The following is an 18,154-nucleotide window of genomic DNA, read 5'->3' on the forward strand; positions in this document are numbered from 1 at the left end:
TACCAACACAGGTGGTTTCTGAAATAAATCTGGAAAGGTTTAAATGATAAGGCGTGATAGCCTTTTCCAGAAAAACAGCTATCTTTCGCTATTTTTCCTAAAAATTGAGTTTAGATAGTATCAGTTTCCAGAAAAATATCGAATGCATTAGCTATTTCTAATTCTCTTTTGGGATTTTAAGGTTAGCTGCCTTTATCTGTGCCGTTAGCCTGATTCTTTGTTCTTCACTCATTCTCGCAATTAAGCAAGCCAGTTCAGCTGAACTGGCATCCTCACAAAAAAAGTAATTTAGAGGCACACCTAGCTCGTCAGCCATTTTCTTCAATGTACTGATATCCGGCGTATGCTTTCCTTTCTCGTACTGATTCATTCGCGCACTAGCCGAACTTTCATCGATACCAATACGCACTCCCAATTCTTTTTGGGAGATCTTTGCTTTTTTGCGTACCTCTTTGAGCCGCATTGGAATAGGGTTGTCGATCGACATTTATGATTCATACTAATTGGCTCTATGTGACTAAGATTTTCTTAGTTTTACTGATTTCTGTATACTAAGCAATCCTTAGTATTTTGATTGGTATAACTGGTACATGAAACGTTCTATAAAAATCAGTGCAGTAATGCACAAGTTGTTGATTGAAAAAAGAATGGATGGTTTTTCTGTTATAGAGGCAAGGGATGTCTCATTAAATGATGGGTGTGCTACACAGAATCTTGATGAAGCTCGAAAGAAGGTTTATCGCCAAATATGGCAATATCAACAAAGGGGTTGGCTTCGAAGCGAGGGTGAAGGAAGGAACAAAAGGTATTTTCAAACCGAACAATTTATAGAACTTGAAGTGGTGCCTCGAAGAAAATCTGAACGAGAAGTTTCGGTAAAGCAATCTACATCGGATTACTCTGTGCTATTCCGAGAGAGCAACGAATACAAAGGTGAATTGGAGATCGTGCTTGGTGAAATAGATGAATACCATTCATTAAGATGCCGCTTCCCTGAACTTGAGAGTCGGTTAGTTCCACTGTTACAGCAAGCAAGAGAACGTTCAGCACACTTGCTTGGGAAGATGAATGGGCTAGAGAATGTTCTTAAAACTCTATCTGAGAGCGACCAACCGTGTTAAGACAGTGGCAGGTAGAATGTTCTGAGAAAGCGTTACAGAAATTTAGGGAAAATCAACAGCACTTCTTCTGCCAAGCAACTCCTGGCGCTGGTAAAACTGTGCTCGCTGCAACAGTTGCATCAAGGTTGCTTAACGAAGGTCTGGTTGATCTTGTATTGTGCTTTTCTCCATCTTTAACGGTTTCTGATGGAATTAAAAGAACCTTTTCTCAGATACTGAATTGCACTTTTAATGGTGGATTAGGCTCTATTGGGCAGTCGTTAACATATCAATCTATTCAATTCCTTAATGATGATTTTTGGAAGGCGTTACGTAACCATCGAGTATTTGTTGTATTTGATGAGATCCACCATTGCTCTGGGTCTGAACTTGAAAATGCGAACGTTTGGGGCCAGCAAGTACTTACTAAGATTCAAGGGCTCGCGACCTACACATTTGCTATGTCAGGTACTCCATGGCGTTCAGACTCTCTACCAATAGTAATGTCTGAATATAGTGACCCTGAAGGTCAAATCCTCGTTGATTATCAATACACCTTAAAGCAAGCAATTGTCGATAAGGTTTGCCGATCTCCAAAGTTGGTGTTGGTTGATAACGAACATCTTTCAGTGACCAGTGAGGAGAAAGTTGAATCGTTTTCTTCAATCTTAGAAATGCTTAAGCAAACAAAAACTTCATATCAAAGTGTCATACATAACCAAGAAGCTATGGAATACCTACTTGGGCTCGGTTGCAAAAAGCTCACAGAAATCCGCACCCAATCGCCAGGCGCAGGAGGTTTAGTTGTTGCTTCATCCGTTCAGCATGCGAAATCAATTCAGAAGATACTCGTTCAAAAGTACGATCAAACAGTCTCAATAGTTACTTACCGTCATGAAGAACCTTTAACTGAAATAGAACGTTATCGTCAAGGTGATGTTCAATGGATTGTCAGTGTAGGGATGATCAGCGAAGGAACTGATATCCCTCGGCTTCAAGTTTGTTGTCATATGAGCTCTGTTAAAACTGAGCTTTATTTTCGACAGGTCCTTGGACGTATCCTTAGAGTCAATGAGGCCGCAAACCAACAAGCGTGGCTATTTACTTTTGCAGAGCAAAACCTTATAGAGTTTTCAGAGCGGATTGAGCAAGATATTCCTGACTCTTGTATGTTTGCGAAAATAGAGAGCTTGATAGAGTTTGAGTCAGAATCTCAACGTACTTGCTTAACTGGTCATGGTCTCTTAGAAGAGCGAGAAGAAGTAAAATCAAAGTTGGTTTGGAGTAGCGCTATCAGCACCGAACTTAACTCAACCGGATCTCTTAGTGCACTCGATGAACTTCGATTGGGAGCTTTTAAGCAGCGCGTAATCTCAGCCTTTCTAGCCACTTCATAGTTTAAAAATGATCTCTGTACTCTTGTTAGCGGTAAGTTTCAGTTACAATGCGCTTCTTCATCATATGTAACTGTACTTCTATGGACGATAAACAAAAACAAGAACTTAAGAGCAAGATTTGGCGTGTTTCTGAATCCCTGCGTGGAAACATTAGAACAGAGGAGTTCCGTGTTTATTTTCTAGGGTTAACTTTTTATCTCTTTATTTCTCTAAAGCTTGAACGATATGCAGATGAGTTACTTCGTAGTGAGGGAGTTCGATTCCGTGATATCGAGGACTTGAATGAAGAAGGCAATAACTACATCGAAGATATTCAAGAAGAAGCCTTGCATGAACTCGGGTATTTCTGTCGACCTTCCGAGTTATTTCATAAGGTGGTTCAGGCCAGCACGACAGATGATTATATAGCTGAGTTGTTGGATGATACCCTTAGAAAGATCGAGTACCGTTCACTGGGACATATTTTTGATGGAGTGTTTACTAGCATAGACTTTTACTCCCCAAAGTTAGGCAAAACAACCAGAGAGCGTAATAGAGTCATTGCCAGTATTTTGATTGCTTTGAACGATTTTAATATTCAGGATGATCAAAATATTTCATGGGGTGACTTCTATGAGTACTTGATTAATATGTTTGCAGGCGCAGCGGGCAATCGAGGTGGGGAGTTTTATACCCCTAAATCGATTTCCAAATTAGTGTCGAAACTTGTCACAATAGGTGGCGATGATATTCAGTCGATTTATGACCCAGCATGTGGCTCAGCCTCTATGCTATTGAATGTTGCATCTGAAACTAACAATTCTGATGTTAAGTTATATGGACAAGAGATTAACTTTGAAACGTATAACTTGGCACGCATGAATATCATCTCGCATGGTATTCCACAGGCTGACTTTGACTTAGCCCATGGTGATAGCCTTGAAGATCCGACTCATCTAGACCAAAAGTTTGATGTGGTTGTTTCTAACCCACCATTTTCTTCCTCCTGGTCACCCTCCCCTTTGCATTTTAGGGATGAACGTTTTGCTCGTTATGGAAAGCTAGCTCCGAAAAATAAGGCAGACTTTGCTTTCATTCAGCATATGCTTTGCCAACTTAAAGATGATGGTTTAATGGTTTCCATCGTTTCTCATGGTGTGCTATTTCGTGGTGGTTCCGAAGGTGAAATTAGACGTCACTTATTGGCTGGACTGAACTGTCTAGATGCAGTTATAGGGCTACCTGCTAACTTATTCTTAGGTACTTCAATTCCAGCTTGTGCTCTGGTATTCAAGAAAAATCGAAATAAAGGTGATGGCGTTCTTTTTATAGATGCTAGTCAGCTTTTTGAGAAGAAAAATAGGCGTCGTTTCATTGATGATAAGTCGATAGATAAAATACTGACGGCAGTCGACGCACGTAAGGCAGACAGTGGCTTTTCAAAAGTAGTTTCACTTAAAGAAATTGAGCAAAATGACTTTAAACTCTCAATCTCAGATTATGTGGATGTTATTCCCCATACCAATATCTCGAACTTTGCAGACTTCCATAGAGCGGTAAGTAAACTAAACCCAGATTTTGCAGTGTTCCGAGGTGTTGAAAATAAAGCATATAAGCTAGAGCCTTCTATTATGCGTTTGGGGTATGACAAAGAAGATGAGCTCATTAATGCAGAAAAAAGGCTGTTCAAACACTTTAAAGAACAAGCTATTCCTCATTTAGAATATAATCCAAGTAATGATTGGGAGTGGCTCGCACTCGCACAGCATCACGGTTTACCTACACGTCTACTGGATTGGTCTAGAAACCCTCTTGTCGCTCTGTATTTTGCGATTGAATCTGAGAGTGATACAGACGGTGCTGTCTATATCCTTACAGACAGAAAAGATCCTTTTGACATGGATAAGCAGATGAAACCCTTAGAGTTGACCTCAAAAGATGAGGTTAGGAAGTATATGCCAGCGAATTTAACACCAAGAATTATTGCCCAGAGCGGCTTGTTCACAGTGCAAACCAATTTGATGGCACCATACGAGCCTAAAGGGTTAACAAAGCTCATCATACCTAAAAATGCCAAAGTAAGGATTAGGAAAGACTTATCTCGCTACGGGGTAAACCGTTATACAATCTATCCCGGATTAGATGGGCTGTCATATCACTTGAAGTGGTCTAACACCAAGCAAACTCAAACGAATTAATTTGGACACAAGTAATGGTCGAACAACACCAACAAGAACTAAAGAAACAGCTTTGGAATATCGCCAACACCCTTCGTGGTAACATGTCTGCCGATGACTTCCGTGATTACATCCTTGGCCTAATCTTCTACAAATACCTTTCAGATAAGCTAAATCGCTACGCTAATGAATTGCTCTCAGAAGATGGTATTCAGTTCGCTCAAATCGATGAGAAGAGCGAAAAAGGTAAAGAGTACCTAGAGGCAGTCCAAGAAGAAGCGCTAGACAAACTAGGGTATTTCTTCAAGCCATCAGAGCTGTTTCATGTGGTTGCTGAAGCTGGTGCTAATGGTGAGTTCATTCTTGACGATGTACGCGATGTTCTTAATGACATCGAACAAAGCACGATGGGCGCAGACAGCGCGGATGACTTTAATGGCCTGTTTGATGAGCTCGATCTAACGTCAAACAAGCTAGGTAAAACGCCAGATGCCCGTAATAAGCTAATTGCTAAAGTACTTGAGCATCTAGATAATATCGATTTCCACTTAGAAAACAGTGAAATTGATATTCTTGGTGATGCTTACGAATATCTCATTGGCATGTTCGCCAGTGGTGCCGGTAAAAAAGCCGGCGAGTTCTATACGCCGCAAATGGTTTCTAAGCTGCTAGCTAAGCTTGTGACACTTGATAACCCAGATCTAAAGTCTGTTTATGACCCAACGTGTGGTTCTGGCTCATTGCTGTTGCGTGTTGCCAAAGAAGCTAATAACCCAGATTTAAAGTTCTACGGGCAAGAGCAGAACCCAAGTACTTATAACTTAGCCCGTATGAACATGATCATGCATGATGTCCATTACAATCGTTTCGACATTCAGAATGACGACACGTTAGAAGCTCCAGCACATATTGAGCAACGCTTCAGCGCAGTAGTGGCTAACCCACCATTCTCTGCTAGTTGGTCGGCTAACCCTCTACATCTGAACAATGAACGTTTTTCAGACTACGGTAAGCTGGCTCCTAAAGGTAAGGCTGATTTTGCTTTTGTTCAGCACATGCTTCATCAGCTTGACGATGATGGAACAATGGCTGTGGTGTTACCTCATGGTGTTTTATTTCGTCCAAACGCAGAAGCTCAGATTCGTAAGCATTTAGTCAAAGAGAAGAACTACTTAGATATCGTTATTGGACTACCTACAGATATTTTCTTTGGCACTGAAATTCCAACGTGTATTTTGGTCTTCAAGAAAAATCGTAAATCTAGTGACAATGTTCTCTTTATAGATGCCAGTCAGCATTTCGAAAAGATAACAAATGGGAATGCAATCACTGAAGATAATCTCATTCAGATTCTTGATGCTGTGAAAAATCGCAAGTTTATTGATAAGTATTCGTATGTTGCTACAAAAGAAGATTTTATTAAGCACAATTACAATCTGAATATACCTCGATACGTTGATACTTTCGAAGATGACGAGGAAGTTCAACTAGAAGCAGTAGCTAAAAAGATTCGAGATAATGAATTGGAGCTGGAAAAAATAGATAAAACGATTTCAGATTTTTGTATCGAGTTAGGCTTACCTTCCCTTCGTGAGGAGAGAAAATGAGTTTAGTGCTACCAAAATTGAGATTTCCCAGCTTCAATGCGGAATATGTAGAAACTCCATTTTCTGAATGCACGGAAAGAACTTCTATACCAGTGAAAGTAGAGAGTGACAAACTGTATACACAAATAGGTATTCGCTCTCATAACAAAGGTGTTTTCTACAAAACAGCTGTTACAGGGCGAGAGTTAGGTAATAAAAAGGTTTTTTGGGTTCAGCCTGAACATTTAGTAATAAATATAGTGTTTGCTTGGGAACAAGCTGTAGCAATGACGGACGTAGAGCAAAGTTCAATGATTGCATCACATAGATTTCCTATGTATAAGCCGACACTTGAGAATGACTTAGGTTATTTGAACTACTTTTTTGCAACGAAGCGAGGGAAGCATTTTCTTACTTTAGCTTCACCTGGAGGAGCTGGTCGAAATAAAACACTAAACCAAAAGGATTTGCAATCTCTCCCGATAAACTTGCCATGTAAGTCTGAGCAGACAAAAATCAGAAGTATGTTAGCTTCAGTTGACGAAAGAAGTCGCTTGCTAGTAAGTAAGTTAGATTTAACTAAGGAGTATCGAAAAGGCATTGTTCAAAGCTTGTTTAGTAAGAAAATAAGGTTTAAGGATAAGAATGGAAATGCTTACCCTGAGTGGACATATGAAGCTATAGGTAAGTTTTTAGAACCTTACAAAGAGGTAGTTTCTTCCGATACTGAACTTCCTATTTTAACTTCTTCTCGCACGGGGTTATACCTTCAAAAGCGTTCAGTTTCCAATGACGGACATTATGGGGTGCTGCCATTAGGTTACTTTACATATCGTCATATGAGTGACGATTCGATATTTAAGTTCAATTTAAATAATAAATGGGAGCGAGGAGTTGTAAGTAAAGAATACCCTGTGTTTAAAGCTGTTGACTTAGATAGTTATTTTTTAGAACTTCAGTTAAATGAAGGGAGTGACTTCAAACGGTTCGCTATTCAACAAAAGCAAGGTGGGACTCGAATGCGTTTATATTTTAACAACCTAAAAGAATTGCACCTTCACCTTCCTTGTTTAGAAGAACAAAATAGAATCAGTGAATTCCTACAAGCTATCGATACTAAAATTGAAGCAATTGAAGAGCAAGTAGAGAAAAACACGAAGTTTAAAGAAGGCTTACTACAGCAGATGTTTATGTAATTCCTTAATGTATAGCTCTATTGGCTAGGGCTATACATGAAAGCACTCAAGGATATTAAATCGTCACATGGCTTATCAATCAGAACAACAATTAGAAGATAACTTAATTGCTCAGCTTGGTACTCAAGGTTTTGAAGTTATTGCGCTTAAAGACAATACTGCGCTTGAAGCTAACCTAAAGGCTCAACTTGAGAAAGTGAATGAATGTACGCTTTCGGATACTGAGTTTCGTCAGGTATTGGGTAAGCTAGAGAAAGGCAATATCTTCACCAAAGCGAAGACATTGCGTGATCAGCTTGATGTCACTTTGGATAATGGTGACAGTCGGCATCTAACTTTGTTGTTTGATGAAGCCAGTAAAAACAAGTTTCAGGTTGCCCAGCAAATAACGGTGAAGGGTATCTATACCAACCGATATGATGTGACGGTATTGGTAAATGGTCTTCCTTTAGTACAAATCGAACTCAAGCGACGTGGCATAGAGCTAAAAGAAGCGTTCAATCAAGTTAAACGCTATCAAAAGCACTCGTATCATGCCAACCACGGCCTGTTCAATTATATTCAACTGTTCGTGATTTCTAATGGAGTTAATACTCAGTATTTCTCTAATAATAGCGATATGTCCGCTAAGCAAACTTTTGATTGGACGGATTTTGATAATAAGAAAATCAGTCAACTTTCTAGCTTTGCTAGTGCTTTCCTAACAACATCGCATTTAACAGCGATGCTGACTAAGTACATTGTCTTGAACGAGACAGGAAAGTTCTTAATGGTGCTGCGTCCGTATCAGTTCTATGCGGTTGAAGAGATTATTAAGCAAGTCAAAACCACAGACTTGAACGGTTACATATGGCATACCACCGGTTCAGGTAAAACGCTGACGTCTTTTAAAGCGGCGCAGACTATGACTTCATTAAGTGAAGTCGATAAAGTAGTTTTTGTTGTTGACCGTAAAGACCTCGATTACCAAACAGCGTTAGAATTTAATGCCTTTGCCAAAGGTTGTGTCGATAGTACAGACAATACCAATATGCTGTTTCATCAGTTAATCGATAAGCCAATTAAAGGTAAAAAGATTAACGAAAACCGCAACAGCAAACTTGTCGTTACGACACTACAAAAGCTCAATAACGTGGTGACTAAAAAGCGCTACTTAAATGGGATGGAGGCGCTACAAGATAAAAGTATTGTTTTTATCTTCGATGAGTGTCACCGCAGCCAGTTTGGTGATACGCACCAGAACATCACCGAGTTCTTCCAAGGCGCTCAGTTGTTTGGTTTTACGGGGACGCCAATCTTTGCCAAAAACGCAGTGGCTAAAAAGTCTATTAAGAAAACCACAAAAGACCTTTTTGGCGAATGTTTACACCCTTATGTGATCGTTGATGCTATTCGTGACAATAACGTTCTGAAGTTTGCCATTGAGTATGTGGGGCGCTATCAGTACAAAGATGGCTCGAACAACAACCTTGATATTGAAGTAGAAGATATCGACACCAAAGAGCTTCTGAGCTCTCCTGCGCGTCTTGATAAGATTACCGACTATATTATTGCTCATCACCGAAGAAAGACGCACAGTCGCGATTACAACGCGATGTTCTGTGTATCTGGTGTGCCTGAGTTGGTTCAGTACTATGAACTGCTTGCTAAGAAGAAAGCGGAAGGCAAGCACAACCTTAAAGTAGCGACCATCTTTAGCTATGAAGCCAATGAAGAGGAAGAGTACGAGCTAGGTGATGGTGATGCAGTAGAGGTTCAAGAAGCCGCAGCGAAGTATCTTAATGGTGGAGACGCTGTAAAACTGCACAGCCGAGATAAGCTTGAGTCTTTCATCGGCGACTACAACAAGATGTTCGGCACAAGCTACACAACCAAAGATAGCGAGTCTTTCTATAACTACTACAAGAACATCTCTAAACGAGTGAAAGCCAAAGAGATCGATATTCTTCTTGTCGTAAACATGTTCTTGACGGGTTTTGACGCGCCAAAACTTAATACGTTATATGTCGATAAGAACCTAAAGAATCACGGACTCATTCAAGCATTCTCACGAACTAACCGCTTGTTAGATGAAACTAAATCTCACGGTAATGTGGTCTGTTTCCGCAACCTGAAGAAAGCAGCAGATGATGCATTTACGTTGTTCTCTAACAAGCAGCCGAATGAATCTATTGTTATACCGCCATTTGAAGACCTGTTAGCAGACTTTGATAAAGCTTATGAAGCGTTAATGGCAATCACACCAACAGTTGATTCAGTTGATAGCCTTCCTGATGAAGAGGCTCAAGCTCTGTTTGTTAGGCAGTTCCGCGAGTTGATGCGTCTCAAAAATATGCTGGGTAATTTCGCTGATTTCGATATGGCCTCGACTGCAATGAGCGATCAAGAGTTTCAGGACTTCACCAGCAAATATGCCGACTTAAATCGCCAGTTACGTGAGAACTCAACCAAAGAGAAAGTATCAATACTTGATGACGTCGATTTTGAACTTGAGTTGATGCACCGTGATGAAGTCAATGTTGGCTACATTCTTCACTTACTACGTGAACTGCATGAAGAAGAGAGCACTGACGAGAAAGAGCGTAAGCGCCAGGTTATCGCGAACTTGATTGCTTCTGACCCTACGTTACTCAGTAAGAAAGCTCTAATCGAGAAGTTCATGAATGAGCATCTTGACGGCATTCCAGCTCACGCTGATGTTGAAGAAGAGTTTGAATTCTTCTGGGAAAAAGAGAAGCGAGAAGCTCTAGAAAGTATGGCAACTGAAGAAAACCTAGATACAGATAAGTTAGAAATCTTGGTTAACCGTTATGAGCTTAGCGAAGAGATGCCACTACGTGATGACTTTGCAGGAACACTGCAAACCAAGCCTACGATATTGCAACGTAAAAAGATTGTTGGTCGGTTGACTGAGAAGTTTAAAGGGTTTGTCGATACGTTTATTGGTGGATTTTGACTTTTATAAATGGGATTGCAAGATGTTGACTTTAAAACAACTTCCAGAGCAAGTTGTAATAAAAGTCCCTTCAGTTAGGGATGATATACAAGGCTTTTATAATCTATGGAGCCGCTTGTATGGGGTTGAATGGCAAGAATCTAAAAAATATTACATTACTTTAGATTTTTCTAGTTGTAATAATGCAGGTGTTAATCTGACTTCGATTATCGGGGCTTTTGTTTCATTTGTTCGTCGTAAATTAATAAACAGTACGTTGAGGGTCGAAACTAAAACAATGAACCTACCAGTTTATTTAAAACTGAGAAATATGGGGTTATTGGAATCACTTGATAGACTTGATGGGCAAGGGTTTACTAAGAAAACTGAAGATATTATTCCATACCGAGAGTTTTCGCCCGCCACACGAGAAGGTGATGTTTTATCCTATTTGAAACACGAATGGCTTGGCAAGAATAGGCTGAATTTTTCTGAGGAAGTGGAAAGTGCGGTTCTAAGCTCACTGTGGGAGATATACGCTAATGCATTTGAGCATAGTGGAACTCATCAAGTACAGAGCTGTGGTTCATATGATCGAAAATCTGATACGCTTTCCATTTTAGTCGGTGATTCAGGAAGCGGAATTCCTACGAGTGTTATAAATTATATAAAATCAGATTTGACTATAAAAGAAGCTTTGGAGTGGGCGTTAGTTAGAGGGAATTCAACATACACAGCAAACCTTAAAGAAGCTGGGAAAGCAGAACCTCGCGGTTTGGGGCTACATTTATTAACCGAGCTGGTCGACATTAATGAAGGAAGTATGGATATATACACTGATACGGTTTGTTATACTAGAAAGGCTAAACAAAGCGTGTATACCGAAAATCAGCTAGCGATTCGGGGAAGTTGGATTAAATTGACACTGAACTGTAAGCGTAATGTGATATATCATTTTATAGATGAAGACATCCCTGAGTATTTTTGATTATTGGAAAGGTATTAGTTATGAAAATCGATGTTGCAAAAGTTGTTGGAAAGACTGCAGTCTCAAGGGATGGTGGATTAAAGCTAAAAAGCATACTTGATGTTGAGATTAGAAATGGTACAAAGGTAGAGCTTGACTTTCAAGGGGTGCAAATATACGCATCGCCATTTTTTAACACAGCCGTGGCTCCTTTTTTAGGTGAGATGAAATTTGAGAAATTTAGGAGTTTAGTTAGCTTTGAAAACATCTCGCCAGTCGGTAAGCGTCTTCTTAATCAGGTTGTTCATAATGCTATAGATTTTTACTCAAAAGAAGTCGAAGAGCAGAGTGATTTAGAAGAAAAAGTAAGTCGAGGGCTGGAGTAATGGGGATAGTTTTAGAAAACTCCAAAGTTTTTCCTGTAAAGCAAAAAATCCTCCTTGATACAAATGTATTGTATTGGTTGACTTACGCAAACTCGAGGGTTTTTCCGCGAAACTTAAAACCTCAAGAGTATCAACTAGATGAGTACCCTAGATTGTTTCAAAAACTCATTGAAAATGAAAACGAACTGTTTTATTCCAATTATTCAATCTCTGAATTGGCAAGTATTATTGCTAGAGTTGAAGCTTCTTTGAGTGGTATAGGTCGAGAGTTCGAAAGAAAGAAGTGGCTACGAGATGAAAATGGTAGGGAGTTAGTTCTTGAAGAGTTATCTATTGTTGTTGAAACACTGGAGTCTTGGTCGAAGCCATTAGAGTCTTATGCTCCTCCATCCAGTGAGAAGTACCTTGAGAGGTACGCTCAAGTACATTTGGATGGTTATGATATTAATATTGAAAATGAAATATCAAAAAATCAGTTAATGTACGTTTTAACTGATGATATCGATTTTGTCAGTGTAGATAAATTAAATGTCATTACTGCGAATAGAAATCACCCTAAGAAGCTTGTAAGGTGATATTAAAAGTTAAAGGGCTGAACGGTGGCAATCACGTAGATAGTTACAAGGTGTAAATACACTTTTGATGTACACCTGTTAATTCGTCAGCACTTTTTAGTGCAAATACCAACACTTAATTGAGTCTGCTTGGTCTGGTTGGGAAAGGCTGATGATATTATGACATCTATAGTGCATATTGGAGTTACTTAATCGAAACAACCTTGCTTCGCTTTAGTTGAGCTAACTCTTCACGTAATTGGGAGTTCTCAAACTCCAAATCTTTAATATGAGCCAACGCTTGAACCAGCTTGTCGTTAAGATGGTGCTGTGAAGCTGCGAATAGGGATAATTTCTTCCTCTCAGCTTCATATTTGGCCTTGAAGTTTTCCTTGATACGTTTCTGTTCCCTCAGCTTTGCACGTACGGTCTGGACTTCTGGTTGGACTATTTCACCTTTGCCTGCCGCAATTTCAGCTTTGGTCTGCTTCACCTTCTCAACAAACTCAGGGTAGTAATAACCACTGCCATTGCCGAGTTTCGCTTCTTCCTCAATAGCTCTCACACTGAGCTTTCGATGAGTAGGGATGCACTTGGGCTTGCCTTCTTTTATACGTTCTAATGCAGCCTCTAATGCTAGTCGTGTATTTTCGCTCTTACTCATATGTTGGCTGCCTTTAAGTCAGGTTCAAATGGGGTAAAAGACATATCAAAGTCAGCCATGACTTTCTCTGCGGCTCTTACTTGAGTGATGTAGTGGCTTTGCTCACTGACCGAAATTTCTTCGCCAGACTCCATATAAACAACTAAACTACGGTGTTTTTTCTGCCACCACTTCGCCTGCTGTTCATCAATGATACTACTACCAGAGCCGCAATCTACGCAGAACTGCGGGGCGACTACTCCATCCATATCGCAGTCATAACCGGACTTGCAATAGCTGTGCATTGAACCATGTAGTGTCAACTTACCATCCTTTACGGCTTTATAGATAACATCCCATGAACTATAAATGGTCGGTACATCCCCTCGCATTTTCATGATTGCTTTACCGTGAGCACCGGACAGTGTTTCATCAGAATGCCATTGTTTGAAGATTTTATTGGCAGTGGTTTCGGCATTAATCTCTTCGAGCGCTTGCTGTATTTTAGTATCTACCTTTAGATCTCGCAGACCCGCTAGCTTACCACCGTTGGTATACCATTCTGTCATGGCAAGGTGGATATGCTTAAATTGCTGCTTGAGAGCGACTACTGTGCTAAAGCGATTTTTAATACAATAAAATGCTAAAGTACGTCTAAATTGGTGAGTGGTTATGTACCATGGTTGACCAACTTTCACATACTTCTTAACTCGCTCAATTGAATTTGGATTAGAAGTTATACACTCTTGATAATCCTCGCTAGTAACAATGAAACCAAATTGTTTGCAAAATCGTTTTAGTCGTTCATTCCAATCTATGATTAATACAGGGGGCCTAGAACGATATGTTTGACTAACCCACAGGGTGTTATTGTATTTATCATCGGGGTATTCTATTTCTTTACGCCACCGCTCCGTTAATGTATCCATTAAATCTATGGCTTTTTTTGAAGAAGGCGCAGTCACCCACGTCTCTCGTTTTTCTCCTAACTTAAAGGTGTGGGATTGCAACATATGATAATCGCGTCCTTCAAACGTGTCGTGATAGTAACTATTAGGGGTTAACTTATCTAATTCAGAGTCTCGCATGCCGCTGAACCCACCGCATATAATATATGCAGCATTAGTAAGTTGACCAAGATAGCGTCTAAAGTCATTCCCATTTTCTAGTGGAATATCCGGTAGTGTTTGAGCTAACGGCTCAATAATTTCCTTAGCTGTTAGAGGTTGGTTGCCCTGCACTGCTTCTGAGTATTTGTGATTATTAATACTGCCGTCTTCATTTATGAAATAGTAATTTTTTCTCCCATTTTTCACTTTAGCGTCAATAATTCTTTTACCTTGAAGGTAATTTGATTGTAGAGCATTTTCAGTGTTAGAAATTAACTGAATGTGAGGATATGCATAGTCAATCAGCTCTATGGCCTTGGAGTAAATAGAGTTGCATAAACGCTCTGGGATAACGAGAATTTGTTGTTTCTCTAAGTTATTCAATCGCTTTGCAACACTACTCGACTTGATAGGCTTTAATTCTAGATTTAGCTGGTGCCATGATGCGTAATCGATAGCTGCATTTATCGCAGAAAACGTATGCATGAGAGTGCTTTGTGAATAGTTATGTTGTTGTAGATAAATCTTAAAGTTATCCCATATATCAGGCAAGGATAGGGCTTTCAATGAGGTTTTCCTGTTCTCAGCTAAGAAACGATAGACTTTTTTAAAGGCCCTCAATCGAGAGTGGATACCTGAAAAATTTAGTGCTTTTCGCATCTTTGGACTGTTATAGAGCAACCAGCCCAAGGTAATTAACTTGAGCTCTCTCTGTATTTCCATGTTGGCACTGAACTCTTTAAACGAAAGAGTATTTCTCTCCTTTTTTCGAGAAAATGGGAAGCAATTCCAGTCGCTCTGACCGAAAGTAGCCGTTACATTACCATCCTCATCTTTGCAGATGATTACGGTGTCTAGTTCATCAAATCGTTCTTCATGGTACAAAGTGATGATATCTATAAGTTGCACTTTATGTTCTTCGGGGAAATCTCTTTTATAGAGTTGTGTGGTATTCATGGCTACACCTCGTTAGAGCGCTGAGAAATCAATTCAAGTACAGATTCAGCTTCACTCCAAAGGGGGTGAAAACCATCATCGAGCTTTTTTTCTGCTTGCCTTAATAGGTGATTATTGATGTTGGGTAGTATTTTTTCATCTATGAATATTACGATATTTTCAAAGTTTTTACGGTAATGGCTTGTATCAAGATGTAGGTAGAGTGACTCCTCAATACACGCCTTAAAGCTGAGTAGGCACCATATATCTGCGAGAGATTGTACAATGATCTGATTAGGACAACCAAAACAAGCTAACAAGTCAGCACATGCTAGTTTCTCGCCCTTGCTTGCTAGCTTATGTTGAATGGCCTTCCGAGTGTATTTTTTAGACTTTTCACCAAATGGAGAAGCACAACTACTACCATTGGAGACCCTGCTTAAATTGGGAAGGTTTATCTTGTATTCTTCCTCGATGACTAGAAAATCGAGACCCAAATTGTTCTGTGCCTGTCTGGTATTAATACCACTTCTTACCTGTTCTTCTCTTATTAGTATGGCATCCTGTATCATGCCGTTATTTGAAAAGCGATTACCATTGCTGTAGCTTCTCTTTCGGGTATTTGGCGTATTATTCAGCATGATGTCATTTACCATATCACCCTGATAATAGGTGGTTAGCTGAGCGCCTGTCTCACGAAAGCGACTGATAACAGGGCGCAATCTATTTCCTTGCTGATCGGTAAAGGTAAAGTGTTTTTCTACCCAGCGTTTTAAAAAGTCTTGCAGAGTTGTTGTCTTTAGGGGGTGTGCCTTTTTATAAGGAATTGTTTGAAGCAGAGTGGCGTTTTTATTTGAGTTTATTGTGCGGGAAGCATTGAGTAACTTATCAAAAAAACTCATGGCGTACTTAGGGACTTCTAGTTCATGCTCTCCTATCTCAATTTGAATTGTTTTAAAGGCGCGACGCTTAAAAGCTGACATTGTGTACCATGTTTCTCCTAATGTTATTGAGGCGTTGTCAGGTTGTTTTAGGCCAAATAAGTCACTTGTGTTTGCGTAAGTGTAATAGGCTAATAAATAGGTTGCAGCACACATCATTTTTGTGATGCCAGAACAAAGTTGGTATTTTTTGTCTTGCCAAGTAAAAACCATAGTAGGCGTACATTTATAGGCGTGCATGTGCTTACCTGGGTCATCAATGAATTGCTGGTAAGTTTGGTTAAATAAGCGTCGAAGAAAAGGGAGCAATTGGTTTAAATTATCACGAGTGTAGCTTTCAAAGGGTTCTCTATCATTGTCATCCATAATTACTACGTTATCAAAATAATGGTGCGGTAAATCAAGGTATTTAGTAAATAAAGTGACCATTTCAGATAGTCTTTTTTTATAGGTGGCGCTTTTTAGTGAACCCAACATGACTCGGTTTTGCAGATGTTCCATATAGCCTTCAGTTGAGGGCTTCGTAAAAGCGGGTGTTTTATTTTCATCGCACCATCGAACGTATTGAGCAGCTTTTACATAAAGAGTGTAAAGAGATGCGTGGCTTCCACCTTGTGCAATTTCTTCTTCAAATCTTGTTTTTAATCTATAAATCAATCCTTCTCTATTTATAACTTCAAATTGCTTACCTTGCTTCATTCGCTTCGTCGATGGAAAGCCATTTGCTAAAAACCGATTAAAGTCGGCAAGCCTGTTATCTCCAATGTTTAGTAAAATGCATAGTTCAGGTCTCCAGTTGCCCATACGGATGATACTATTCATTATTATCACCTAATGCTTCATGCATGATGCTATCTAAAATGCCAAACTTCACTTTGAACGCTTCTTTGCGTTGCAAATAACGTAGATACTTCCAAGTCGTGGATTCGTTTCTATGCCCCATCCAACCCATTAGAAGCTCCATACACTCCATTGGAGTTAGTCCAGCCTCAAGCAAGTCATTTAGTCTATATGTACCGTAGGTTGAGCGTAGGTCATGGAAACGATGAATAAAGGAAGGGGAGGTTTTCTTGATGGAGGTTCTAAGTTCTGTCCACCTAGCTTCAATTGATTTAGCTGTAACAGGATTTCCTTGCTCACTTACAAAAAGAGGTTCATGACGCTCACACAGTTCAAGCCTTTCGATAGTTTCTTGCTTGAGTGAAGGCTTATCTTCGGGCAATGATTCTAATTGGGCATTGAGTTTGTTTAGTCGTTTGATTCTGCGCTCAGAGGTACGGTATTCATTCAGTGTGGTTAGCAGCTCTGATGAGATTTCTACACGCCTTTGCTTTGAGTATTTAGTTTGAACCCCTGTCGATTGAGGGGATAAAACTATCTCGTAACGATGCTCACTTTCAACCAAGGGTGTTGCGGTATCAAGTGCATTCAGGGAGAGCGTTGCCACCTCTTGAATTCGCATTCCTGTATCTATGGAGATTAACACCTGCAAGCGTAATTCATCGGATGCGTTAGGAAGGTGTTGAGTCAGAATACTCAGTGACTCTTGAGAGAGTGGAGATAAAGGTCGAATGTTTTTACTGCTTGCATCCTTTGGTACTTTTATTCGCAAGTCACTCGTTTCAACGGTAAACGTTGGCGATATGTGCGCTAGCATCCCAGTGTTTTGAACAGATACAAACTCCATTTTAAATGGTGCTTCTTTCTTGTTTTTGATTTTTAAGTAACCATCATGCATTAACCACTTGTAGTAGTTAACAATCTGATTCATTCGTACGCTTGCTGTGCTGTGTGCTAATTCCCCGTTCTTGATTTGCTTTAACAGGTGAGAGCGAAAAAGATAAGTTGGCTTGAGCCTTTTGATGGGAGGCAATGCATCCCATGCCAATCCTTTATCTTCAAGGAACTGGTAGTAAGCTTGTAATGCTTGAGCGCAGGGTGAAAGATCTTTAGCTGCTTTGATAGCTTTCTGGTAGAAGAGGTAGCTGTTTGCCTCGTGGTTGAATGAACCATCTTGATTGAACAGTGCAGGCAGTGAGCCAATATTTCCCCTGAGTGGAGTGCAATCGCAGATATCATTACTGACCGATAGTTCTGTCTGCTTATAGACATTGCTTGATTGTATGAGGTACATAAATTCACCTAGAAAATCACTGACTATACACACAGCATAGTCAGTAATAATATATTTTCCAGATTTATTTATGTGTGTAAGATGCTTTTCCTACACTAACCTGTCATGGTAACA

General features: G+C 39.8%; 14 protein-coding genes. 9 read left to right on the forward strand and 5 right to left on the reverse strand.

The annotated features are described in order from the left end of the window. Positions 1-157 precede the first annotated feature (157 nt). A complete protein-coding gene (locus tag AACQ79_RS07935) occupies positions 158-487 on the reverse strand; it encodes a helix-turn-helix domain-containing protein (RefSeq protein WP_170899785.1) in 330 nt (109 codons plus the stop codon). 103 nt (positions 488-590) lie between these two features. On the opposite strand from AACQ79_RS07935, the gene AACQ79_RS07940 reads away from it, so the two are divergent. From AACQ79_RS07940 to AACQ79_RS07980, 9 genes are all read left to right on the forward strand, one after another. Continuing rightward, on the forward strand, positions 591-1,121 hold the full coding sequence (locus AACQ79_RS07940; RefSeq protein ID WP_170899786.1) for a hypothetical protein: 531 nt from the start codon (positions 591-593) through the stop codon (positions 1,119-1,121). Next, positions 1,115-2,497, forward strand: coding sequence for a DEAD/DEAH box helicase family protein (locus AACQ79_RS07945; RefSeq protein WP_170899787.1), 1,383 nt, complete (start codon positions 1,115-1,117; stop codon positions 2,495-2,497). The genes AACQ79_RS07940 and AACQ79_RS07945 overlap by 7 nt, the downstream gene beginning before the upstream one ends. Positions 2,498-2,577: 80 nt before the next feature. Continuing rightward, complete coding sequence (locus tag AACQ79_RS07950; protein ID WP_170899788.1) at positions 2,578-4,674, forward strand: type I restriction-modification system subunit M; 2,097 nt, start codon at positions 2,578-2,580, stop codon at positions 4,672-4,674. A 14-nt stretch (positions 4,675-4,688) separates the two neighbouring features. Then, positions 4,689-6,260, forward strand: a complete 1,572-nt coding sequence (locus AACQ79_RS07955; RefSeq protein ID WP_170899789.1) for a type I restriction-modification system subunit M — start codon at positions 4,689-4,691, stop codon at positions 6,258-6,260. Continuing rightward, entirely contained in the window at positions 6,257-7,435 is a 1,179-nt protein-coding gene (locus AACQ79_RS07960) for a restriction endonuclease subunit S (protein ID WP_170899790.1), read from the forward strand. Before AACQ79_RS07955 ends, AACQ79_RS07960 begins: the two co-directional genes overlap by 4 nt. Positions 7,436-7,502: 67 nt before the next feature. Beyond that, positions 7,503-10,391 (forward strand): type I restriction endonuclease subunit R, encoded by a 2,889-nt coding sequence (locus AACQ79_RS07965; protein WP_170899791.1) that lies wholly within the window; start codon positions 7,503-7,505, stop codon positions 10,389-10,391. A gap of 22 nt (positions 10,392-10,413) precedes the next feature. Beyond that, on the forward strand, positions 10,414-11,358 hold the full coding sequence (locus tag AACQ79_RS07970) for a hypothetical protein (RefSeq protein ID WP_170899792.1): 945 nt from the start codon (positions 10,414-10,416) through the stop codon (positions 11,356-11,358). A gap of 20 nt (positions 11,359-11,378) precedes the next feature. Next, a complete protein-coding gene (locus AACQ79_RS07975; protein WP_102556506.1) occupies positions 11,379-11,723 on the forward strand; it encodes an STAS-like domain-containing protein in 345 nt (114 codons plus the stop codon). After that, on the forward strand, positions 11,723-12,298 hold the full coding sequence (locus AACQ79_RS07980) for a hypothetical protein (protein ID WP_170899793.1): 576 nt from the start codon (positions 11,723-11,725) through the stop codon (positions 12,296-12,298). Before AACQ79_RS07975 ends, AACQ79_RS07980 begins: the two co-directional genes overlap by 1 nt. 184 nt (positions 12,299-12,482) lie before the next feature. On the opposite strand, the gene AACQ79_RS07985 is transcribed toward AACQ79_RS07980, so the two are convergent. The 4 genes from AACQ79_RS07985 to AACQ79_RS08000 are packed head-to-tail and all read right to left on the reverse strand — an operon-like array spanning position 12,483 to position 18,040. Then, a complete protein-coding gene (locus AACQ79_RS07985; protein ID WP_170899794.1) occupies positions 12,483-12,941 on the reverse strand; it encodes a hypothetical protein in 459 nt (152 codons plus the stop codon). Continuing rightward, on the reverse strand, positions 12,938-14,986 hold the full coding sequence (locus AACQ79_RS07990) for a hypothetical protein (RefSeq protein ID WP_170899795.1): 2,049 nt from the start codon (positions 14,984-14,986) through the stop codon (positions 12,938-12,940). Before AACQ79_RS07990 ends, AACQ79_RS07985 begins: the two co-directional genes overlap by 4 nt. A 2-nt stretch (positions 14,987-14,988) precedes the next feature. Further along, positions 14,989-16,728 (reverse strand): hypothetical protein, encoded by a 1,740-nt coding sequence (locus tag AACQ79_RS07995; RefSeq protein ID WP_170899796.1) that lies wholly within the window; start codon positions 16,726-16,728, stop codon positions 14,989-14,991. Continuing rightward, positions 16,721-18,040, reverse strand: coding sequence for a site-specific integrase (locus tag AACQ79_RS08000; protein ID WP_170899797.1), 1,320 nt, complete (start codon positions 18,038-18,040; stop codon positions 16,721-16,723). The genes AACQ79_RS07995 and AACQ79_RS08000 overlap by 8 nt, the downstream gene beginning before the upstream one ends. Positions 18,041-18,154 lie beyond the last annotated feature (114 nt).

The organism is Vibrio sp. 3-2(1), from assembly GCF_963887575.1.
In the GTDB taxonomy this organism is placed as follows: Bacteria; Pseudomonadota; Gammaproteobacteria; order Enterobacterales; family Vibrionaceae; genus Vibrio; species Vibrio anguillarum.